Source organism: Bradyrhizobium sp. Ken01 (assembly GCF_055807355.1).
In genome coordinates, this window is sequence record NZ_JBVVPC010000012.1 from 148,913 (window position 1) to 170,079 (window position 21,167).

At 65.8% G+C, this 21,167-nt stretch carries 16 protein-coding genes; 10 read left to right on the forward strand and 6 right to left on the reverse strand.

Annotated features, from left to right (window positions below):
- The first annotated feature begins 28 nt into the window (after nucleotides 1-28).
- Nucleotides 29-1,270 carry an MFS transporter gene (locus AC0L3S_RS14800; protein ID WP_473279556.1) on the forward strand — a complete coding sequence of 414 codons (1,242 nt, stop codon included), beginning with the start codon at nucleotides 29-31 and terminating at the stop codon, nucleotides 1,268-1,270.
- Here AC0L3S_RS14800 and AC0L3S_RS14805 read toward each other — a convergent pair.
- The 6 genes from AC0L3S_RS14805 to hpaH form a co-directional block, all read right to left on the reverse strand.
- Nucleotides 1,248-2,876: a thiamine pyrophosphate-dependent enzyme gene (locus tag AC0L3S_RS14805; protein WP_473279557.1), complete on the reverse strand. Its 1,629-nt coding sequence runs from the start codon at nucleotides 2,874-2,876 to the stop codon at nucleotides 1,248-1,250. The two genes, AC0L3S_RS14800 and AC0L3S_RS14805, sit on opposite strands and share 23 nt — an antisense overlap.
- A gap of 25 nt (nucleotides 2,877-2,901) precedes the next feature.
- Nucleotides 2,902-3,771: a fumarylacetoacetate hydrolase family protein gene (locus AC0L3S_RS14810; RefSeq protein WP_473279558.1), complete on the reverse strand. Its 870-nt coding sequence runs from the start codon at nucleotides 3,769-3,771 to the stop codon at nucleotides 2,902-2,904.
- A gap of 3 nt (nucleotides 3,772-3,774) precedes the next feature.
- Entirely contained in the window at nucleotides 3,775-4,758 is a 984-nt protein-coding gene (gene hpaD, locus AC0L3S_RS14815) for a 3,4-dihydroxyphenylacetate 2,3-dioxygenase (RefSeq protein ID WP_473279559.1), read from the reverse strand.
- 127 nt (nucleotides 4,759-4,885) lie between these two features.
- Nucleotides 4,886-6,424 (reverse strand): 5-carboxymethyl-2-hydroxymuconate semialdehyde dehydrogenase, encoded by a 1,539-nt coding sequence (gene hpaE, locus AC0L3S_RS14820; protein ID WP_473279560.1) that lies wholly within the window; start codon nucleotides 6,422-6,424, stop codon nucleotides 4,886-4,888.
- Complete coding sequence (locus AC0L3S_RS14825) at nucleotides 6,417-6,815, reverse strand: 5-carboxymethyl-2-hydroxymuconate isomerase (RefSeq protein WP_473279561.1); 399 nt, start codon at nucleotides 6,813-6,815, stop codon at nucleotides 6,417-6,419. The genes hpaE and AC0L3S_RS14825 overlap by 8 nt, the downstream gene beginning before the upstream one ends.
- Before the next feature lie 30 nt (nucleotides 6,816-6,845).
- Nucleotides 6,846-7,652, reverse strand: a complete 807-nt coding sequence (gene hpaH, locus AC0L3S_RS14830; RefSeq protein ID WP_473279562.1) for a 2-oxo-hept-4-ene-1,7-dioate hydratase — start codon at nucleotides 7,650-7,652, stop codon at nucleotides 6,846-6,848.
- Between the two features lie 110 nt (nucleotides 7,653-7,762).
- Here hpaH and hpaR point away from each other — a divergent pair, with 110 nt between their 5' ends.
- The 9 genes from hpaR to AC0L3S_RS14875 all read left to right on the forward strand — a co-directional run bounded on the left by hpaR (nucleotide 7,763) and on the right by AC0L3S_RS14875 (nucleotide 21,061).
- Nucleotides 7,763-8,281 carry a homoprotocatechuate degradation operon regulator HpaR gene (hpaR, locus tag AC0L3S_RS14835; RefSeq protein ID WP_473279563.1) on the forward strand — a complete coding sequence of 173 codons (519 nt, stop codon included), beginning with the start codon at nucleotides 7,763-7,765 and terminating at the stop codon, nucleotides 8,279-8,281.
- Nucleotides 8,282-8,399: 118 nt separating this feature from the next.
- Nucleotides 8,400-9,485, forward strand: coding sequence for a malate/lactate/ureidoglycolate dehydrogenase (locus AC0L3S_RS14840; protein ID WP_473279564.1), 1,086 nt, complete (start codon nucleotides 8,400-8,402; stop codon nucleotides 9,483-9,485).
- A 141-nt stretch (nucleotides 9,486-9,626) separates the two neighbouring features.
- Nucleotides 9,627-10,403, forward strand: coding sequence for an HpcH/HpaI aldolase family protein (locus AC0L3S_RS14845; RefSeq protein WP_018456947.1), 777 nt, complete (start codon nucleotides 9,627-9,629; stop codon nucleotides 10,401-10,403).
- A 198-nt stretch (nucleotides 10,404-10,601) separates the two neighbouring features.
- The gene (locus AC0L3S_RS14850; protein WP_473279565.1) at nucleotides 10,602-12,125 is read left to right on the forward strand and encodes a UxaA family hydrolase; all 1,524 of its coding nucleotides are present in this window, start codon (nucleotides 10,602-10,604) and stop codon (nucleotides 12,123-12,125) included.
- A gap of 186 nt (nucleotides 12,126-12,311) precedes the next feature.
- On the forward strand, nucleotides 12,312-12,833 hold the full coding sequence (locus AC0L3S_RS14855) for a PAS domain-containing protein (RefSeq protein ID WP_473279566.1): 522 nt from the start codon (nucleotides 12,312-12,314) through the stop codon (nucleotides 12,831-12,833).
- A complete protein-coding gene (locus tag AC0L3S_RS14860; protein ID WP_473279567.1) occupies nucleotides 12,811-14,115 on the forward strand; it encodes a methyl-accepting chemotaxis protein in 1,305 nt (434 codons plus the stop codon). The genes AC0L3S_RS14855 and AC0L3S_RS14860 overlap by 23 nt, the downstream gene beginning before the upstream one ends.
- A gap of 248 nt (nucleotides 14,116-14,363) precedes the next feature.
- Nucleotides 14,364-17,633 (forward strand): transglutaminase family protein, encoded by a 3,270-nt coding sequence (locus AC0L3S_RS14865; protein ID WP_473279568.1) that lies wholly within the window; start codon nucleotides 14,364-14,366, stop codon nucleotides 17,631-17,633.
- A 27-nt stretch (nucleotides 17,634-17,660) separates the two neighbouring features.
- Complete coding sequence (locus tag AC0L3S_RS14870; protein ID WP_473264042.1) at nucleotides 17,661-20,186, forward strand: circularly permuted type 2 ATP-grasp protein; 2,526 nt, start codon at nucleotides 17,661-17,663, stop codon at nucleotides 20,184-20,186.
- Nucleotides 20,183-21,061 carry a transglutaminase family protein gene (locus AC0L3S_RS14875; RefSeq protein WP_473264041.1) on the forward strand — a complete coding sequence of 293 codons (879 nt, stop codon included), beginning with the start codon at nucleotides 20,183-20,185 and terminating at the stop codon, nucleotides 21,059-21,061. The genes AC0L3S_RS14870 and AC0L3S_RS14875 overlap by 4 nt, the downstream gene beginning before the upstream one ends.
- The last annotated feature ends 106 nt before the right edge of the window (nucleotides 21,062-21,167 follow it).

Sequence of the window (21,167 nt, forward strand, 5' to 3'; positions counted from 1 at the left end):
CTAAGCTTCCGGCGGGGGAGACAGCGATATGGCGACCACACGGCTCTCGGCCGGCACTGGCGCGGCCAACCGTACCGGCTTGTATCTGGCCGTGCTGCAACTGGCGTTCACGCTTGGCTGGACCACCTACGTCATCTATCTGCCAAAGCTCGCGGCTGAAGTCGGCATCGCGCCATCGGCCGTCATCCTCATCCTGATGCTGGACCAGGCGATCTTCACCATCGCCGACACCGCGATGGGGATCGCCGCCGACAAGATCGCGCCCCATCTCGGCAGGCTTGGCCTGTTCGTCGGGCTCCTGGCCGCGATCTCCTGCGGCGCGTTCGTCGCGCTGCCCTTCGTCGCAGGACGCGGCGTGGCCGCGCAGGGGTGGTTCATTGCCCTGATCGTGGTCTGGTCGATCGCCTCGTCCGCACTGCGCGCGCCGCCGCTGACCCTGCTCGGCAAATACCGCGCCCGGCCGCAGGTGCCGTTCCTCGCCGCGCTCGCGATGCTCGGCTATGGCGTCGCCGGCGCAGTCTCGCCCTATCTCGGTGTGGTGATGCGCGAGCATGATGCGCGGCTGCCGTTCGTGATATCGAGCGCAGTGTTGCTGTTGACCGCGCTCGGACTGTCACAGATCGAGCACGAGGTGGCGCGCGACACCACGCCGCCGACACCGGCCGAAGCGGCAAAGCCGCTTGGCCTCGTGCCGATCGCCTTCATCGTCGCGATGGTGGCGCTCGCGCTCGGCTATCAGTTGCACTTCGCTCTGAACAGCGCGCCGTTCTATCTGCGCTTTGCCAAGCCGGATGAGCTGCAATGGCTGATGCCGGTGTTCTGGATCGGTTTCAGCATTGCGATGTTTCCGGCAAGCCTCGTCGTCAAGCACCGTGGCGGCGTGATCGTGATGGGCGCGGCCGGACTGCTTGGAGCCGTCGCGATTGCTGCGGCCGAATTCGCCGGCAGCCTCAACACGCTGATCGTCGCGCAGTTTCTCGCCGGAGCGGCGTGGGGCTGCATGCTGATGAGCGCGATCTCGGCTGCGTTGGCCATCGGCTCGACCGGCGCGGAAGGAAAGGTGACCGGCCTCGTCTTCTCGGCGCTGGCACTCGGGACCTTCGCGCGAATGGCGGCGGTCGCCGGCGGCTTGCAGAAAATGCCTGAATACGCGCCGCTGCTGCACTGGGCCCCGGTCGCCTGCTGGGCGGTCGCAGGCGCGGGCTTGCTGGTTATCGCGGCAGCGCGGCTACAGGGCGGCGTTCACCTCAAGGCTTCGGCGGGTGAATGAACGCCCACGGGCTCACTTCCGAATCCCTCGTCACTTCCACCGAGATCAGATACGGCCCGCCATGCGCCAGCGCCTTCTCCATCGCCGCCTTGAACTGATCCGGTGCGGTGACGCGCGCAGCCGCGACACCAAAGGACTCCGCGAGCTTGACAAAATCCGGATTGACCAGATCGGACGCCACCACGCGGCCGTCGAAGCGCTCGCGCTGGTCGCGGCGGACATTGCCGTAGGCGTTGTTGTTGAACACCAGCGTCACCACGGCGATGTTGAACTGCACGGCGGTGGCAAGCTCCTGCACGCCGAACATGAAGCCGCCGTCGCCGGTGATCGCCACCACCGGCTTGTCGGGGTTGGCGACCTTGGCGCCGAGCGCGGTCGGGAAGCCCGAGCCGAGCGTGCCCTGATAGCCTGATGTGATGAAGGTGCGCGGCTCGTAGATCGGAAAGCCGTACCAGGAGGCGAAGCCGAACTGGGACAACTCATCTGTCACGATCGCGTTCGCCGGCAGCACCTCGCGCAGGATGTTGAGATACGCCATCTGCGGCTGGATGCGCTGGATCTCGGCTTGCGCGCTCGCAGTCGCCTCGCGGATCTCTCCCCGCCGGCCGCTGGTCCTGGCATAGCCGGCCTTCGTCACGGCTGCGACGAGATCGGCCGTGCCGGCTTTGGCGTCGGCGACGATAGCGACATCGGAAGCGAGCCGGCGCATCTCGGCCGGATCGATATCGATACGAATGGATTTCAGCCCCTTCGGCTGATACGGCCAGCGGAAGCCCGACGCCGGCAGCTCGGCGCGCGTGCCGATTGCGATCATCACATCGGTTGTCGGCCACAGTCTGTAGGCCGCCGCCATCGTGAGCCCAAGCTCATGCGCATTGGAGACAATGCCGCGACCGCTGCGGAAGGCGACGACAGGGGCGTCGATCATCTCGGCCAGTTCGAGAATCTCCTCGCGCGCTTCGATTGCGCCGCTGCCGACGAAGATCATCGGCGCCTTGCTGTTCCTGATCAGCGCTGCCGCCTGCTTGATCATATCGGGGTCGGGCTGCGGCGCCGGCAAAGGCTCCAGCACCTTTGCGGCGGCCGTATCCGCGCGCTGGGTGAAGACGTCCCAGGGCATCTCGACCGAGGCGGGGCCGCGTCGTCCCGACGTCATCTCCTGGAAGGCGCGCGCGACGGTGGTCGGCGCGTTGCCGGGATATTCGATCCGATCCGCCCATTTCACGTAGGTGCGCAGGGTCGCGAGCTGGTCCGGCATCTCGTGCAGATGGCCGCGGCCCTTGCCCAAAAACTGCGTCGGCACCTGGCCGGTGACGCACAGCACCGGCTCGTTGCAGCCGAAGGCGGTGAGCAGCGCGGCGCTGGCGTTGAGCACGCCGGGGCCGGGCACCACGCTGAACACGCCGGGCCTGCCGCTGGAACGCGCATAGCCGAACGCCATGTAGCCGCAGGCCTGCTCGTGCCGCGCGCCGATCACCTTGAGCTGCGCCTGGTGGAAGGCGTCGAACAGGCCGTAGACCTGCGCGCCGGGCAGGCCGAACACGGTGTCGACGCCGTGGGCGACAAGGCCGCTTACGATCGCTTCGCCGCCGGTGAGGGTGGTCATGGCACTATTCCATTTCGATTATTGTTCAGGCTTCGTCGACGACGCCGTTGCGTAAAGATCCGATGCCCTCGGCCGCGACTTCGATAACATCTCCGGGCTTCAGATAACGCGGCGGGTCGAACCGCGCACCGGCGCCGGTTGGCGTGCCCGTGACGATGACGTCGCCGGGAACGAGCGTTGCGAAGGTCGAGATATAGCTGATGAGATAGCGGAACGGAAACATCAATCGGCTGGTGCGGTCGTCCTGCCGCAGCTCGCCGTTGACATGCGTGGTGAGGCAGATGTCGGCGACCTGCGATTCCTGTGTGTAGGGCACCAGCCACGGGCCGAGACTGCCGCTGGAATCGAAGTTCTTGCCCTGCGTCACGTTGAACTTGGCATGGCGCAGCCAGTCGCGCACCGAGCCTTCGTTGCAGAGCGTCAGCGCGGCGATGTGGTCGAGCGCAGAACTTTCCGGAATGTGCCGACCTTGCTTGCCGATCACCAGCACGATCTCGCCCTCATAGTCGAGCTGCGCGGAGGCGCGCGGGCGCACCAGCGGCGTGTCGTGGCCGACGAAGGAGCGCGGTGAGCGCATGAACATGCTCGGATATTTCGGCGCGTCCTGGCCGTCCTTGTACTCCGCATTGCGGTCGGGATAGTTGACGCCGATGCAGATGATCTTTTCCGGCGCGGGCACCGGCGGCAGCCAGGTGATGTCACCGAGCGCGTGATCGGGCGTGCGGCCGGCGGCCTCTTCGGCGAGGCTCGCGAGCTTTCCTGCGGCGATCACCTCGCGCAACGTCGGATAATCTTTGGCGTGGCGCGCGGAGAGATCGACAATGCCGCCGTCGACGACGGCGCCGTACTTCGTTGCACCTTTGACGGAATAGGTGGTGAGGCGAGGGAGGTTCATTGCTTAATCCGCCACCAGCACGTCGGCCACGAACTTCGGCTCGCGCACCGTCTGCCCGGAGAACGGCGAGCCCTGCTCGAACCAGGAGCGCGGGGCGGGCGCGCCCCACAATGTCTGGCGGCGCGGATCGCGCAACGACCAGCGCAGCGGCTCGTGGTCGTGATCGCCGGTGAAATAGTCGCTGGTGTAGAGCTCGAGCCGGTGTCCGTCGGGGTCGCGGACGTAGAGGAAGAACGCATTCGAGATGCCGTGGCGGCCGGGGCCACGCTCGATGTTCTTCACGAACCCTTGCGAGGCCATCACGTCGCAGAGATGGATGATGTTCATCGCCGTCGGCGTCCAGTACGCGAAGTGGTGCAACCGCGGGCCCTTGCCGTTGGTGATGGCGAAATCGTGGACATTGCCCTTGCGATGCATCCAGGCAGCCGCAATGCGCCCGTTCGGTCCGTCCTCCTCGGCGTATTCGGTGAGGCGAAAGCCGAGCCGGGCATAGAATTCGACGGTGTCCTGCACCTCGGCGGCGAACACGTTGAAATGGTCGAGCCGCTGCGGATGGCAACCCCTGTAGAGGTCATAGCGGCGCAGCAGGTGCGGCCGCCGGTCCATCGACGCATACAGCTCGATCTGGAAGCCGAAGGGGTCGGTGAATTGCAGCGTGCGGCCCTGGAAGGGCTGATCGACGAAAGCGTAGCCCAGGCCGTTCTCGGACAGAAACTTTGCAGCCTTGTCCAGATCCCCGTCATTGCCGACCTTGAAGCCGAGGCGGTTGCAGGCAGGCGCCGCCGCCTTGCGCAACACCAGCGAGTGATGCTGATGCTCCTCGGCCGCGCGCAAATAGACGACCTTGTCGTCGGCGTCCTCGACATGCAGGCCGACAACGCTTTCATAGAACTCGCGGCTGAGCTTCAGATCGGTCACGTCCAGCACAGCGTGGCTGGAGCGGATGATGTTGAACGGCGGCTCGAAGACATGTTGCGGTACGGGCATTGCGTTTCCCCTCTCGGCTCTTGTCATTCCGGGGCGCGCGGAGCGCGAGCCCGGAATCCATTCTTCCACGAACTCTGCTGCGCGATGGATTCCGGGTTCGGCTCTTCGAGCCGCACCGGAATGACAGTTAGATTCCCAGCTTCTGAATCTTGTGCGTGCCCCGCGCCAGCGAGACGTGCTTGGTTTCCATGTAGAAATCGAACGAGTAATCGCCGCCGTCGCGGCCGATGCCTGATGCCTTCATGCCGCCGAACGGCGTCGGCAGATGGCGGACGTTTTCCGAGTTCAGCCAGATCATGCCGGCCTCCAGCGCATCCGCGACACGCAAAGCGCGGCCGACATCGTTGGTCCAGACATAGCCGGTCAGGCCATAGCGGATGTCGTTGGCGATCTCGATCGCGTCTGCTTCGTCCTTGAAGGGCAGCACGGTCAGGAAGGGGCCGAACACCTCTTCCTGCGCCACGCGCATCTTGCCGTGTGCACCGGTCACCAGGGTCGGCTCGACATAATGGCCGCCGCCGGGGCCATCATAAGCCTTGCCGCCGACCGCAATGGTCGCGCCGTCCTGGCGTGCGACGTCGAAATAGGAGCACACCTTTGCCAGATGCCGCTCGTGGATCAGCGGCCCGATCTCGGTGGCGGGATCGAGGGGATGGCCGACCTTCAGTGCCTTCACGCGCGCCGTGAGTTTCTCGGTGAACTTCTCGGCGATGCCGGCCTGTATCAGCAGGCGGCTCGACGACGTGCAGCGCTCGCCGTTGAGCGAGTAGATCATGAACACGACGGCATCGAGCGCGCGGTCGAGATCGGCGTCGTCGAACACGATCACCGGGTTCTTGCCGCCGAGCTCGAAATGCACGCGCTTCAAGGTGGGCGCGCCCTGAACCATGATCGCGGAGCCCGTCGAACTTTCGCCGACGAAGCCGATCGCCTTGATGGCGGGATGCTCGGTCAGCGCCTTGCCGGCCTCTTCGCCAAAGCCGTGGACGGTATTGAGCACGCCGTCGGGCACGCCGGCTTCCTTGACGAGCTTTGCAAGAATGGCCGCCGTGACCGGCGACCATTCCGCCGGCTTGTGCACGACGGTGCAGCCGGCGGCGAGGGCAGGGGCGATCTTCCAGGTCGAAAGCATGAACGGCGTATTCCACGGCGTGATCACGCCGACCGGGCCGATCGGCACGCGCGTCGAGACATTCCAATGCTCGTCGCTCGGCGTGTTCTGGCCGTCGCGCGCCTCGCCGCACCTGTCGGCAAAGAAGCGGAAATTTTCGGCGGCGCGAATCGCGGCCTTGGCCATGAAGCGATAGGCCTGGCCGGTGTCGATGCATTCGAGCACCGCGATGTCCTCGGCATTGTCCTCGATGGCGTCGGCGACCCGATGCAGCAGCTTCTTCCGCATCACTGGGCCCATGTCGCGCCAGGATTTGAAGGCCAGCGCAGCAGCGGTGGCGGCGCGATCGACATCCTCGGCATTGCCGCGGGCGACGCTTGCGAGTGTCGCGCCGTCGACCGGCGACTTGGTCTCGAAGGTCTCGCCTGAAATCGACGGCACGATCTTGCCGTCGATCATGTGCCCGATGCCGTCGGCACGCAGCGTCTTCAGCAGCGGTGCGATTCGGTCGCGATTGGCCTGGAACACATCGGTTTTCGGCGTGGGCTTATCCATGGGCGGCCTCCGCTTTCAGGGCGTCGTGGATGTTGTTGCGCTTCCAGCTCGTGTCCTTGTCGTTGATCTGCATGTCGAACGAGAGCGCGAATTTCGAGCTTGCGAAGACGGGATCGAGATGCCGTGAGAGCGCCTGGAACACGTGCTCGCCGGCCTGCTTGCGGGTTGGCAGATCGCGGCCCTCGCCAATGCGCAGCACCATGTCGAGAAAGCCGTAGTCCTGCCGCGCGTCCGCAATCGCATAATGCACGCATCTGACGGCGCGGACGCGGATGCCGCCGAGCGGGAAGATGCCGGTCTCGACCGCGGCCTTGCGCACCACCTCGCACGCCGCGCCGATGTCGAGGCGGTCGTCGAGATTGGCCGAATATTCGATCGTGAAATGCGGCATCGCGGTTTCACTCCCTGTCTTTTTGTTCGTCTAAGCGAAGTAGCAGCTGACCGAGCCGTAGGCGCCATAATCGGCTTGAATTGTGTCGCCCTTGCGGGTCTCGATCGGACGGATGAAGGAGCCGGCGAGCACGACCTGCCCGGGCTCGAGCGCTAGCCCAAGCGGCGCGATCTTGTTGGCGAGCCAGGCAACGGCCGTGGCGGGATGGTTGAGCACGCCGGCGGCAAGTCCGGTCTCTTCGAGCTGGCCGTTCTTGAAACACAGCGCGCCGATCCAGCGCAAATCAGCCTCCAGCGGGCGGATCGGCCGTCCGCCGAGCACGATGCCGGCGTTCGCCGCGTTATCGGCAATGGTGTCGAAGATCTTTCGCGTCGCCTTGGTCCGGGGATCGACGCGCTCGATGCGCGTGTCCAGAATCTCCAACGCCGGTACCACGAAGTCGGTGGCGTTGAGCACGTCGAACAGCGTGCAGTCGGGGCCCGCGAGGCGCTTGCTCATGACGAAGGCGAGCTCGGCTTCCACGCGCGTGGCTATGAAGCGCTCGGTCGGGACGAGGCCACCATCGGCAAAGAACATGTCGTCGAGCAACACGCCGGAATCCGGCTCGTTGATGCCGAGCGCGCTCTGCATCGCCTTCGAGGTCAGGCCGATCTTGTGCCCCCTGACGATGCGCCCCTCGGCAATCTTGACGTCGACCCAGGCCTTCTGAATCGCGTAGGCGTCAGCGATGCTGATGTCGGGAAAGTCCTGCGAGAGCTGCCGGATCTGCGTACGGGTCTTCTCCGCCTGGTGCAGACGGCTCGCGCAAGCTCGGATATCGTCGTTGGAAAGCGCCATTTGTGATCTTACAAACCGTGGTGCGGGAAGATACTTAACATGTTAAGTGAATGCGTCAATCGCAAATTGGCTTGCTGCACTGCAAACGTTTCGCGGCTTGAAAGGGCGTCATGACGAAGAGACCGGCTGATCCTGCGAACGGAAGCGAGCCCGCCGTCCGGCAGGTGCCGATGCGCGACTTCTCGCGTTCGCTGCCGATGTCGTTGCTGCGGGCACGCGAAGCGGTGATGCGGCAATTCCGTCCCTCGTTGCGCGAGCATGGCCTGACCGAGCAGCAATGGCGCATTCTGCGCGCGCTGGCGGCGATCGACACGGTCGAGGTCACGGAACTGGCGCGCACCGCGTTCCTGCTCGGACCGAGCCTGTCGCGCATCCTGCGTGATCTGGAGGCGCGCAATTTGATCGAGCGCAAGACCGCGAAGGCGGACCAGCGCCGCAGCATGGTCTCGATCTCGGAAAAGGGCGTGAAGCTGATGGCCTCCGTGGCGCCGTCCTCCGAAGCGATCTATGCGGAGATCACGCGACGCTTTGGCGCACGCAAGCTCGTCGAGTTGCAGGAGATGCTCGGCGAGCTCGAACAGAGTCTCGCAGGGCTCGGCGCGAGCGAGGAGGCAAGTGCCGAGGAGTGAAAGCTGATATGCGCAAGAGCGCGGCAACAATCGTGGACATCGCCGCTTTTTTTCGCTCAAGTGCCGCTCAAGCCGATGACTGCAAAATCGGCGCCGAGGTAGAGGCAAACAGACCCTCATGGTCACCATCCAGGTTCAGAAGCTGATCGACTTCGTCACCGAGGTCTTCGCGCATGCGCAGTCGTCGCCCGACGAAGCCCGGCGCATCGCCACTTATCTAACCACGGCGAATCTGACCGGCCATGACAGCCACGGCGTGATCCGCGTCCCCGTCTATATTCGCTGGCAGAGGTCCGGCGCGGTCGTGCCCAACCAGAACGCCGAATTGGTGCTCGACACGCCTTCGCTCGCGGTGATCGACGGCAAGTTCGGCTACGGCCAGACCGTGACGCCGCAAGCGGTCCGGATCGGCATCGAGAAGTGCAGGAAGGCGGGACTTGCCGCAGTCGCGCTGCGCAATGCCGGCCATATCGGCCGGGTCGGCGATTGGGCCGAGATGGCCGCCGCCGAAGGACTGATCTCGGTTCATTTCGTCAATGCCGCAGGCTCGTTGCTGGTGGCGCCGTTCGGCGGCGTGGAGAAACGGCTCTCCACCGCACCCTATTGCGTCGGCATTCCGCGCGAGGGCCAGGATCCGATCGTGCTGGACTTTGCAACCTCGGTCGTGGCTGAGGGCAAGGTGCTGGTCGCAAGCCGCGGCGGCAAGAAGTTGCCGAAGGACGCGCTGGTCGATGCCGACGGCAGCCTGAGCGAGGAGCCGGCCGTGCTCTACGGCCCCTACACGCCGGATGGGCCGCGCGATCACACCAAGGGAACGGGCGCGATCCGTGCGTTCGGCGAGCACAAGGGCTCGGGCCTTGCCTTCATGTGCGAGCTGCTCGGCGGCGCGTTGACCGGAACCGGGGCCACGTCCGGCGGTCGACGCTTCGCCAACGGCATGCTGGCCTTCTACGTCGATCCGAAAGTGGTCGATACCTCCCATGTCTTCGACGCAGAGGTGTCGCGCTATGCCGACTTCATCCGTGCCACCAAGCCGGCGGCCGGGGTCGACCAGGTGCTGATCCCCGGCGATCCCGAGCGGAAAACCCGGGCTGAGCGGACCCAAAACGGCATCCCCTTGCCGGATGACACCTGGGCGGCAATAGTGAATACCGCCCGCGAGGTCGGCGTCAGCGAAGTCAGCATCCAGAGGGCGACCGCATAGGTCTTGCGTCATTGCGAGCGTAGCGCGACGCGCCAGTTCGCGGTAACAGCGGTTGTGCTGTCGCGACGCTCGTCATGGTGACGATAGTCCAAATCACACGGTCCAAATAACACGGTCCAAACAACAAAGAAGGAAGGCAACGTGGCGAACAAGGTCAAGGAAATCTGGAAGTCGGGCAAGGCCGTGGTCAACGCGTGGCTCGCGATTCCCTCCGGCTTCTCGGCCGAGATGATCGCGCAATGCGGCTTCGACAGCGTCACCGTCGACATGCAGCACGGCGTGCAGGATTATCTGTCGATGGTGCAGTGCTTCCAGGCGATGGACAAGCACCCGATCACGCCGATGGTCCGCGTGCCCTGGAACGAGCCCGGCATCATCGGCAAGGTGCTCGATGGCGGTGCCTATGGCGTGATCTGCCCGATGGTCAACACGCCGCAGGAAGCCAGGAACCTCGTCTCCTATGCCAAGTACCCGCCGAAGGGCGTGCGCTCCAACGGCCCGATCCGCGCCGGCATGTACGGCACCGCGGGCTCCTACCAGAAGACGGCCAACGACGACATCGTGCTGCTGCCGATGATGGAGACCAAAACCGCGGTCGAGAACATGGAAGCGATCTTCGACGTCGAAGGCATCGACGGCGTCTATATCGGCCCGTCCGACCTCGGCTTCTCCTACGGCCTCGAACCGAAGCTCGATCGCACCGAGCCGGAGATCCTGGCGATCTACGAGAAGATCATCAAGGAGTGCGGCAAGCGCGGCCTCAACCCGGGCATCCATTGCAGCGGCGCCGAGGGTGCCGCACGCGCCATCAACATGGGCTTCAAGCTGGTGACGCTCTCGAACGAGGTCGGCCTGATGACGACTTACGCCAAGATGCAGGTGAATGCCACGCGGAAGGATTCCGGCGGCAAGGCCTGATCTCTTCCCTTTTCCCTCTCCCCGTTCTTACGGGGAGAGGGTTAGGGTGAGGGGCTCTCTCAACACGACTAATCCATCGATCGAGCGCGCCGCTTGCCCCTCACCCGGATCGCCCCGGACGATGCATCGCCGGGCGCGATCCGACCTCTCTCCGTAAGAACCGGGAGAGGTGAAGAAAGAAGACCAAGGAGACCTCCCATGACCATCAGCCCCGTCATTCGCCTGCATCCCGATGATGGCGTGCTGATCGCGCGCGCGAGTCTGCCGCCGGGAACGGTAGTGGCCGACGGCGTGACCACGGTCGAGCGCATTCCTTCCGGCCACAAGGTCGCGATCAAGCCGATCGCAGTTGGCGAGCCGGTGATACGCTACGGCCAGATCATCGGCTTTGCGACGGTGCCGATCGCGCCGGGCCAGCACGTGCACGTGCAGAACTGCGGCATGGGCGATTTCGCCAAGGACTATGCCTATTGCGCCGACGTCAAGCCGACGCCGAATTTCGATCTGCCGGCGAGCTTCGAAGGCATCCGCCGCCCGGACGGCCGCGTCGCCACGCGCAACTACATCGGCATCCTCACCTCGGTGAATTGCAGCGCGCATGTCGCAAGCCTCGTCGCCGACGTGTTCAAGAAGAATCCGTTCACCGGCGACAATCCGCTGGCCGACTTCCCCAATGTCGACGGCGTGGTCGCGCTGACCCACAAGACCGGCTGCGGCATGACGCAGAACGAGCCCCTGGCGCTGCTCCGCCGCACGCTCGGTGGCTATGCGCGGCACGTGAACTTCTCCCACGTCATCGTGCTCGGCCTCGGCTGCGAGGTGAACCAGATCGGCGGCTTGATGGAGGAGCAGAAGCTCGCCGGCCGCCTGCGCGCGATGGACATCCAGGAGGTCGGCGGCACCCGCAAGACGGTGGAAGCCGGCATCGCCTTCGTGCGCGAGGCACTCGCGGAGTCCAACAAGGTCAAGCGCGAGTCCGTTCCGGTCAGCGAATTGACCGTGGCGCTGCAATGCGGCGGCTCGGATGGCTATTCCGGTGTCTCCGCCAACCCAGCGCTCGGCGCGGCCAGCGATCTCATCGTACGTCACGGCGGCACCGTGATCCTGTCGGAGACGCCGGAGACCTATGGCGCCGAGCATCTGCTCACGCGCCGCGCCGTCAGCCGCGAGGTCGGCGAGAAGCTGGTCGATCTCATGCGCTGGTGGGACGAATACACGACGCGCGAAGGCGCCGAGATGAACGCCAATCCGAGCCCGGGCAACAAGGCCGGCGGTCTCACCACCATTTTGGAGAAGTCGCTCGGCGCGATGGCGAAGGCCGGCACCACCAACCTCGTCGAGGTGCTGCGCTACGCCGAACCCATCACCAAGAAGGGTTTCGTCTTCATGGACACGCCCGGCTACGATCCGGTTGCCGCGACCGGGCAGGTCGCCGGCGGCGCCAATCTGGTCTGCTTCACCACGGGCCGCGGCAGCGTGTTCGGCTGCAAGCCGGCGCCCTCGATCAAGCTCGCCACCAACACGCCCATGTACAAGCGCATGGAAGAGGACATGGACGTCAATTGCGGCACCATCCTCGAAGGCGAGGAGAGCGTCCAGCAGTGCGGCCAGCGCATTTTCGATCTCATCCTCAAGACCGCGTCCGGACAGCCAACCAAGAGCGAGAGTTTTGATTTCGGCGGCGCCGAGTTCGCGCCGTGGGTGCTGGGCGCGACGATGTAATCCCGTCGTTGCGCGTCGGCGGTAGCACCGCACTGCAAGCGACGCTCCTAAGTAATGATACGGAGCCGTCAAGCGATCGCGGGGGCTCCCGCGGTCACACCTGATTAACATCTTCTGCCGTAATCCCTGGGAGGATGCGAGCTCCACTCATTCGGGGCGTTCGCCCTTCGTGAGGATTCGTCAACGATGACGCGTACGATACGGCCGACCGGCGTGGAAAATCTCCTCGGTGAGGAGGAGCTGATCGTGTCGAAGACCGATCTCAAGGGCCGCATCACCTACGCCAATGATGTCTTCATCCGCATGGCGAAGTACTCCTGGCAGGAGCTGATGGGTGCGCCCCACAGCCTGATCCGCCACCCCGAGATGCCGCGCTCCGTCTTCAAGCTGCTGTGGGACACGGTTCAGTCCAGACAGGAGATCTTCGCCTACGTCGTCAACCTCGCGAAGGACGGCAGCCATTACTGGGTGGTCGCCCACGTCACGCCGACATTCGACGAGCGTGGCAATATCGTCGGCTATCACTCCAACCGTCGCAAGCCCGATCCGGCGCAGATCGAGCGTGTCAAGCCGATCTACAAGGCGCTGTTCGCGGAGGAGGCGCGGCATGCCAATGCCAAGGACGGCATGCATGCGAGCTTCGAGGCGATGGTCAGGCTGCTCAACAAACAGGGTGTCGGTTACGATGAATTTGTGCTCTCTCTCTAAGGCGCAGGGAGCGACCGCGCTCGCATCCGTTCTTGCCGTCGTTGCGTTCGTGCTCTCGCTGACTGGGGCAACCGGAATTTCCGGCGCGGCGTTGTTAGGCGTTACGGTCGCGCTGCTCGCCTATGCCGTCTGGTGCCAGCATCGCACGGCGGTGGCCGTCGACGAGGCGGCGGACGTGTGCCGCAAGGCCGCACGTGGCGACCTCGAGGCGCGGATCCTCAGCATCCGCCAGGCCGGACGCATCGGCGCCATTCAGAAGTCGGTCAACGACATGCTCGACATCACCGATGCCTATTTGCGGGAAGCTTCGGCGTCGATGGACTATGCGAGCCGCGGTAAATATTTCCGCAAGATCCTCGCACGCGGACTACCCGGCTCGTTCCGCCGTTCGGCCACGGTCATCAATTCCGGCACCGACAGCCTCGGCCGCCGCGTGGTCGAAATCGCGGACCTCGCAAAGCAGTTCGGCACGCATCTCGACCAGGTCGCGGGCACGCTGATGGGCGCGGCAACTGATCTTGAATCCGACGCCGGCCAGATGGCGGCCGCGGCCGAGAAGACCAGCCGGCAGACCTCCGGCGTGCTCAGTGCGTCCGACCAGGCCTCGCGCAACGTCGCCACCGTCGCGAGCGCCGCGGAGCAGCTCGCGTCATCGATCGCCGAGATCAGCCGCCAGGTCGCGGGCTCGACCGCGAGCACGGGGCGGGCGGTGAACGAAGCCAATCGTGCCGGCAGCGAGATCCGCACGCTCGCGGATGCGGCGATGCGGATCGGCGACGTGGTCAAGCTGATCAGCGAGATCGCCGAGCAGACCAATCTCCTGGCGCTCAACGCCACCATCGAGGCCGCGCGGGCAGGCGAGGCCGGCCGGGGCTTCGCCGTGGTCGCATCCGAGGTCAAGAGCCTCGCCAACCAGACCGCGAAGGCGACCGAGGAGATCAGCGCCAAGGTCGGCGAGATGCAGCAATCGACCACCAATTCGGTCGCCGCCGTCGAGGCGATCGCGCAGACCATCACCGAGATCAACGGCATCACCGCCTCGATCGCGGCCTCGATAGAACAGCAGGGTCTCGCCACCCGGGAGATCGCCCGCAACGTCCAGGAAGCCTCCGCCGGCACCTCGCAAATGTCCTCCAACGTGACAGGCATCAGCGAAGCCGCCGCCGACACCGGCCGTGTGGCGAGCCGCGTCAACAGCGCCTCCGAACGCGTCCATGGCGAGGTCGAGACGCTCCGGCGCGAGGTGACGCAGTTCCTGCAACGGTTGACCTCAGCGGCGTAACGTTACCCCGCATGAGGTCGTCGTGCCCGGGCAGAAGCGCGAAGCGCGTCTTCGCGCTAGACGTCCCGGGCATCCACGTTCTTGGGGACCGTGAAGGTCGTGGATGGCCGGGACGAGCCCGGCCATGACGCTGCGATTGCTCCGTGGACAACGGAGATACTTCGTAGGCACCGTTTGCCCGTTGTTAGTGCTTGATCGAGGTCACCAGCGGTGTTCTGCTCAAAAAAGCTGCTGGAGTACCGCACCCCGTGTCGATCTACGTCGCATTACACCACGTCACGCACTACAAATACGACCGTCCGATCGATCTCGGCCCGCAGACCATCCGTCTGCGGCCGGCGCCGCATACCCGCACGCCGATCCTGAGTTATTCGCTCAAGGTCACTCCGGCCAATCATTTCGTGAACTGGCAGCAGGATCCGCTGGGCAATTGGATCGCGCGCTACGTCTTCCCGGAGAAGACGACCGAGCTCAAGATCGAGGTCGATTTCACGGCGCAGATGACCACGGTCAATCCGTTCGACTTCTTCGTCGAGCCCTATGCCGACAGCTTTCCGTTCGAATATACGCAAGATCTCAAGACGGAGCTCGCGCCTTATCTCGAGACCGTCAAGCCCGATCGGCTGTTCGCGAAATATCTCGACACGATCCCGCCCGAAGCCCCGAACACCGTCAACTTCCTGGTCGATCTCAACAGGGAGCTGCAGAAAAGGATCGGCTACGTCATCCGCATGGAGGCGGGCGTGCAGACGCCGGAGGAGACGCTCTCCTCCGCGGCCGGCTCATGCCGTGACTCTGCCTGGCTTCTGATCCAGACCTTCCGTCACCTCGGTCTCGCCGCCCGTTTCGTCTCCGGCTATTTGATCCAGGTCCGTCCCGACATCGATCCGATCGAGGGGCCGCCGGAGGTCGAGAACGATTTCACCGATTTGCACGCCTGGGCCGAGGTCTACCTGCCGGGCGCGGGCTGGATCGGCTTCGACGCGACCTCGGGCATGCTGGCGGGCGAGGGCCACATCCCGGTCGCGGCGACGCCGCATTACCGCTCGGCCGCGCCCATCTCCGGCGGCGCCGGCTTCGCCGAGGTCGAATTCGCCTTCGACATGAGCGTCAAGCGCATTCGCGAGGCGCCGCGCATCACAAAGCCGTTTTCGGACGAATCCTGGATACGGCTCAACGATCTCGGCGAGCAGGTCGACGGCGATCTTGCAGCGCAGGACGTCGGTCTGACCATGGGCGGCGAGCCGACCTTCGTCTCCGTCGATGATCTCGAAGGCGCCGAGTGGAACACGGACGCGGTCGGTCCGACCAAGCGCGGGCTCGCCGACGATCTGATCCGCCGCCTGCGCGCGCGTTTCGGACCCGGGGGCCTGCTGCACTTCGGGCAAGGCAAATGGTATCCCGGCGAAAGCCTGCCGCGCTGGGCGTTTGGACTGTACTGGCGCAAGGACGGCGTGCCGATCTGGAAGAATGCCGACCTCATTGCCAGCATCGAAAATCCGCGGCCGGCGCAGGCCAAGGACGTCAAGGCGTTCGTGGAGGGCACGGCGCTGCGGCTCGGGCTCGATCCCGGCTACATCATGCCGGCCTTTGAGGACACCGCGTACTGGCTGCAGAAGGAAGCCGAGCTTCCCGTCAACGTCGATCCGTCCGATTCCAAATTGTCCGATCCGGAGGCCCGCGCGCGAATGGCGCGGGTGTTCGAGCAGGGGCTCAACAATCCTCGCGGCTTCGTGCTGCCCGTGCAGCGCTGGAATGCGGCGCCACGCTGGCGCAGCGAGCGCTGGCAGCTCCGGCGCAGTCATCTGTTCCTGATGCCGGGGGATTCGCCGCTCGGCCTGCGCCTGCCGCTGGACTCGCTCGGCTATGTCCCGCCCGATCAATATCCCTACATCGTCGAGCGGGATCCGATGGAGGCCCGCGGCAAGCTGCCCGTGTTCAGCCTTCCGGCGCGTCCGGACTCGCCGGAGCGGCTCGAGCCCGAAGAGCTCAACACCTCCGTGCCGGTTCGCACCGCGATGTCGGTCGAGGTCCGCGACGGCGTGCTCTGCGCCTTCATGCCGCCGGTCGAGCAGATCGAGGATTATCTCGAGATGATCGCGGCGCTCGAAGCGACGGCCGAGGAGATGCAGCTCCAGGTCCATGTCGAGGGTTATCCGCCGCCGTTCGATCCGCGTGTCGACGTCATCAAGGTGACGCCCGATCCCGGCGTGATCGAGGTCAACGTCCAGCCGGCCAAGAACTGGCGCGAGGCGGTCGAGATCACCGCCGGGCTCTATGAGGATGCCGGCAAAACGCGCCTCGGCGCCAATCGCTTCCTGGTCGACGGCCGCCACACCGGCACCGGCGGCGGCAATCACGTCGTGGTCGGCGGATCGAGCCCGCAGGACTCGCCGTTCCTGCGCCGGCCTGATCTGTTGAAGAGCCTGGTCCTGCACTGGCAGCGTCATCCGTCGCTGTCCTATTTCTTCTCCGGCCTGTTCATCGGCCCGACCAGCCAGGCACCGCGCATCGACGAAGCCCGCCACGACAGCATTTACGAGCTCGAGGTGGCGCTCACGCACGTGCCGCCGCCGGGCACTCAGGCGCCGCTGTGGCTGGTGGATCGCTTGTTCCGGCATCTCCTCGTCGACATCACCGGCAACACCCATCGCGCCGAGATTTGCATCGACAAGCTCTATTCACCGGACGGCACGACCGGGCGCCTCGGCCTGGTCGAATTTCGCGCGCTCGAAATGCCGCCGGATCCGCGCATGTCGCTAGCGCAGCAGCTGCTGATCCGCGCGCTGATCGCAAAATTCTGGCGTGAGCCGCAACAAGGCAAGTTCGTGCGCTGGGGCACCGCGCTGCACGACCGCTTCATGCTGCCGCACTTCATCTGGGAAGATTTCCTCGAAGTGCTGACCGAGTTGAAGCAGTCCGGCTATCCGTTCGAGCCTGAATGGTATCTGGCCCAGCTCGAATTCCGCTTCCCCGCCTTCGGCCGCATCCATCATGGCGGCGTCACGCTGGAGCTGCGGCAGGCGCTGGAGCCCTGGCACGTGCTCGGCGAGGAGGGCTCGGCCGGCGGCACCGTGCGCTATGTCGACTCATCGGTCGAGCGGCTCCAGGTCAAGGTGGAAGGCTTCGTCGAGGGCCGCCATATCGTCACCTGCAACGGCCGCCGCCTGCCGATGACCGCCACCGGCCGCTCCGGCGAGGCCGTGGCCGGCGTCCGCTTCAAGGCCTGGCAGCCGGCCTCCGGCCTGCACCCGACCATTCCCGTTCACGCGCCCCTGACATTCGATCTTATTGACACCTGGAACGGCCGCTCGCTCGGCGGCTGCGTCTATCACGTCGCCCATCCCGGCGGCCGCAGCTACGACACCAAGCCGGTCAACACCTACGAGGCCGAGGCGCGGCGGCTGGCGCGATTCCAGGACCACGGCCATACGCCGGGCCCGATGCAGCCGCCGCCCGAGGAACGCACAAATGAGTTTCCGCTGACCCTCGACTTGCGGTCCCCGCTCCTGCAATGAGTATGATGCGGGGGCAGGGAGAGGCGCATGGCCGAGGGCGCAGCCGAAGAGGACGACAAGGCGGGTCAGGCGCAAGGTCAACGTGACGGCCAGCGCCGTTTCGCGCAATGGGTCCGCGACTATAGGCGCCTGCCTGGCATCCCCGACGAGTTTCTCGGCCCGGACGGCAAGCCCCGCGCGGTCTGGAGCCGCTTCTTCGATGCTTTCGGCGCGCTCGCGCCCGACGAGGTCGAGCGGCGGTTTGGCATGGCGGACCGTCATCTCCGCGAGGCCGGCGTCACCTATCGCGCGCCCGGCGAGAGCGCCGACCGGCCCTGGTCGATCAGCCATCTGCCGCTGCTGATCGACGAGGCCGACTGGAAGCAGCTGTCCGACGGCATCACCCAGCGCGCCGAGCTGCTCGAGCTCGTGCTGCGCGACATTTATGGCGAGGGCCGCCTCGTCGCCGAAGGCGCGCTGCCGGCGGCCGCGATCGCCGGCAGCCCCGAATATCTCCGTCCCGTCTGCGGCGTGCCGCCGCCGGGAGGGCGCTATCTCTCGCTCTATGCCGCCGATGTGGGCCGCGGGCCCGACGGCCGCTGGTGGGTACTCGGCGACCGCACGCAGGCACCGTCGGGTGCGGGCTATGCGCTGGAGAACCGCCTGGTGCTCTCGCGCGCCTTCTCCGATCTCTACAAGTCGATGAACGTGCCGCGTGTCGCGCCGTTCTTCGAGGCGTTTCGCGACAGCCTTCGTGCGCGCGCCGACCGCGACGAGCCGCGGATCGGCGTGCTCACGCCGGGCAGCTTCAGCGAGACCTATTTCGAGCACGCGACGCTGGCGCGCTATCTCGGCTTCCTGCTGGTCGAGGGCGACGATCTCGCCGTCAGTGACAACCATATCCACATCCGCACGGTTGCGGGGCTCAAGCGCCTCGACGTGCTGCTGCGCCGTGTCGATTCCAATTCGCTCGATCCGCTCGAGCTCGATGCCTCCTCGCGGCTGGGGGTCCCCGGCCTGATCGACGTGCTGCGCAAGGACGGCGTCGTCGTCGCCAACATGCCGGGCTCGGGCGTGCTGGAGGCGCGGGCGATGCTCGGCTTCCTGCCGGCGCTCAGCCGTCGCCTGCTCGGCGAAGAGCTGAAGATGCCGCACATCGCGACCTGGTGGTGCGGCCAGCGCTCGGCGCGCGACGAGGTGTTGTCGCGGCTCGACGAGGTCGCGATCGAAGGCGCCTATCGGCGCGGCGTTCCCGGTTTCGACAGCAACGGTCCCGTGCTCGCGAGCGAGCTCGACGCCGCCGGGCGCCGGCGCCTGAGCGACGCCATCGCCGCGCGCGGCATGGACTATGTCGGCCAGGAGGTGGTGCGGCTCTCGACCATGCCGGTGTGGGAGCAGGGGCAGATCACGCCGCGTCCCTTCGTGCTGCGCGTGTTCGCAGCCGCGACGCCCGACGGCTGGGCCATCATGCCCGGCGGCTTCTGCCGGATCGCTGAGCAGCCCGATGCGCGTGCGGTGTCGATGGGCGACGGCGCGCGTTCCGCCGACGTCTGGGTGGTCTCGGACAAGCAGGTCTCGACCGCGACGCTGCTGCCCGCCACCGACAAGGTGCGCATCCGCCGTATCGCCGGCGTGCTGCCGAGCCGCGCGGCTGACAATCTGTTCTGGCTCGGCCGCTATCTCGAACGCGCCGAGGCGACGTTGCGGCTGGTGCGGGCGCTGGGCTCGCCGAGCGGGCCCAACAAGGGCACCGCGGCCTCGCTGCAATCGGCGGAGCGTATCCAGCGCCTGCTGGTGACCTGGGGCGCGATTTCACAGACCTCGCGCGCGGCGCCCGGCCGCATCGTCGCCGAAGCACTGCAGAGCCCGGAGCGTTTCGGCTCGGCACTGTCGCTGGTCCGCGCGGCCCAGCGCACGGCGACCTCCTTGCGCGAGCGGCTGTCGCCCGATGCCTGGCAAGTCATCACCGAGATGGCCGAGCGTCTTGCCGTCGAGGTCGAGGACGACGACAGCGTGCTGAGCGCGGCCGAGCTGACTTTGCAGGAGCTCGCGAGCTTTGCCGGCCTTGCGCATGAGAACATGAACCGTGCGGCCGGCTGGCGCTTCCTCGATATCGGTCGGCGCACCGAGCGCGCCATCAACACCACGCGTTTTGCCCGGCAGTTTGCCTATGACGAGGCCGGCGACGAGGATCTCGATATTCTGCTGACGCTGGTGGATTGCCAGATCACGTACCGCTCGCGTTATCTGCTGGCGCCGATCCTGGCGCCGGTGCGCGACCTCGCCGTGCTCGACAGCTACAATCCGCGCTCGGTGGCGTTCCAGGTGACGGCGCTGAACGAGCATATCGCCGCGCTGCCGAGCCTGAAGGAGCACGGCCTGATCGAGAAGCCGCAGCGGCTTGCGGTCGCGATGCAGGCGATGCTCGCGACCGCGGAGGCCGAGAAGCTCGAGGTCAAGACGCTGTTCGCCCTGGAGCAGGATCTGCTCAGCCTCGCCGAGGCGGTCGGGCAGCACTACTTCCCGCACGGTCCCAATGCGAGCCGGCCGGAAAAGCTGACGGGGTTGGCGTGATCTACGATATCCGTCACCTCACCACCTACGAATACGAGAGCCCGGTCAGCTTCGCCCGCTGCACGCTGCGGCTGGAGCCGAGGAGCGGCCATGGCCAGGAGCTGATCTCGCACAAGGTCGAGATTCGTCCGCGCGCCGCGGAGCGTAGCGTCCGGCGCGATTTCTTCGGCACCCTGACCGAGAGTGTCGTGATCGAGGCCGCGCATCGCACTCTGCGCATCGATTCCCGCTCTCGCGTGAAGGTGTCGCGCCAGCCGCCGGCGCGCGCCGCTGCCAGTCCGGGCTGGGAGAGCATTCGCGACATCGCCTTCGAGGCGACCAGCCTCGGGCCGTCCTCGCCGGTCGGCTATGTCTTTGCGAGCCCGCTGGTGCCGGTGCTGGGACCGGTCAGCGCCTATGCGGCGGAAAGCTTCGCGCCCGGCGCGGGCATCCTCGGCGGGGCGGTCGATCTGATGCATCGCATCCGCGCCGAATTTCGCTACGACCCGAAGGCGACGGTGATTTCGACGCCGCTCGACGAGGTCTTCGTCAAGCGCCATGGCGTCTGTCAGGATTTTGCCCATGTGATGATTGCGGGCTTGCGCGGGCTGGGCTTACCCGCCGCGTATGTCAGTGGATATCTTCGCACCATTCCGCCGGCGGGCCAGCCGCGCCTGCAGGGCGCCGATGCCACCCACGCCTGGGTGTCGCTGTGGTGCGGGGAGGAGCTTGGTTGGGTCGATTTCGATCCGACCAACGATCTCATGGTTGCTGGCGACCATATCGTGCTCGCGGTCGGCCGCGACTTTTCCGACGTTTCACCGGTCGACGGCATCATCGTCGGTTCGCCAAAGCAGAAGCTCGACGTCGCCGTCGACGTGCTGCTGGTGGAATGATTGCGGGCCCTCCGGCGACGCCCTGCCAAGGTGTGTCGGGCCCGCAGCGCAACCGTGATATCGCGGGGCACAAACCGCAACATATTTCCGTGTTTACGCTCCCGGG

Excerpts from the sequence above, each read along its gene's own strand:
- AC0L3S_RS14855 (WP_473279566.1), top strand. The coding sequence starts at position 12,312 with ATGACGCGTACGATACGGCCGACCGGCGTGGAAAATCTCCTCGGTGAG.
- hpaE (WP_473279560.1), bottom strand. The coding sequence starts at position 6,424 with ATGGATAAGCCCACGCCGAAAACCGATGTGTTCCAGGCCAATCGCGAC.
- AC0L3S_RS14850 (WP_473279565.1), top strand. The coding sequence starts at position 10,602 with ATGACCATCAGCCCCGTCATTCGCCTGCATCCCGATGATGGCGTGCTG.
- AC0L3S_RS14805 (WP_473279557.1), bottom strand. The coding sequence starts at position 2,876 with ATGACCACCCTCACCGGCGGCGAAGCGATCGTAAGCGGCCTTGTCGCC.
- AC0L3S_RS14870 (WP_473264042.1), top strand. The coding sequence starts at position 17,661 with ATGGCCGAGGGCGCAGCCGAAGAGGACGACAAGGCGGGTCAGGCGCAA.
- AC0L3S_RS14810 (WP_473279558.1), bottom strand. The coding sequence starts at position 3,771 with ATGAACCTCCCTCGCCTCACCACCTATTCCGTCAAAGGTGCAACGAAG.
- AC0L3S_RS14800 (WP_473279556.1), top strand. The coding sequence starts at position 29 with ATGGCGACCACACGGCTCTCGGCCGGCACTGGCGCGGCCAACCGTACC.
- AC0L3S_RS14860 (WP_473279567.1), top strand. The coding sequence starts at position 12,811 with ATGAATTTGTGCTCTCTCTCTAAGGCGCAGGGAGCGACCGCGCTCGCA.
- hpaR (WP_473279563.1), top strand. The coding sequence starts at position 7,763 with ATGACGAAGAGACCGGCTGATCCTGCGAACGGAAGCGAGCCCGCCGTC.
- AC0L3S_RS14840 (WP_473279564.1), top strand. The coding sequence starts at position 8,400 with ATGGTCACCATCCAGGTTCAGAAGCTGATCGACTTCGTCACCGAGGTC.
- hpaD (WP_473279559.1), bottom strand. The coding sequence starts at position 4,758 with ATGCCCGTACCGCAACATGTCTTCGAGCCGCCGTTCAACATCATCCGC.
- AC0L3S_RS14825 (WP_473279561.1), bottom strand. The coding sequence starts at position 6,815 with ATGCCGCATTTCACGATCGAATATTCGGCCAATCTCGACGACCGCCTC.
- hpaH (WP_473279562.1), bottom strand. The coding sequence starts at position 7,652 with ATGGCGCTTTCCAACGACGATATCCGAGCTTGCGCGAGCCGTCTGCAC.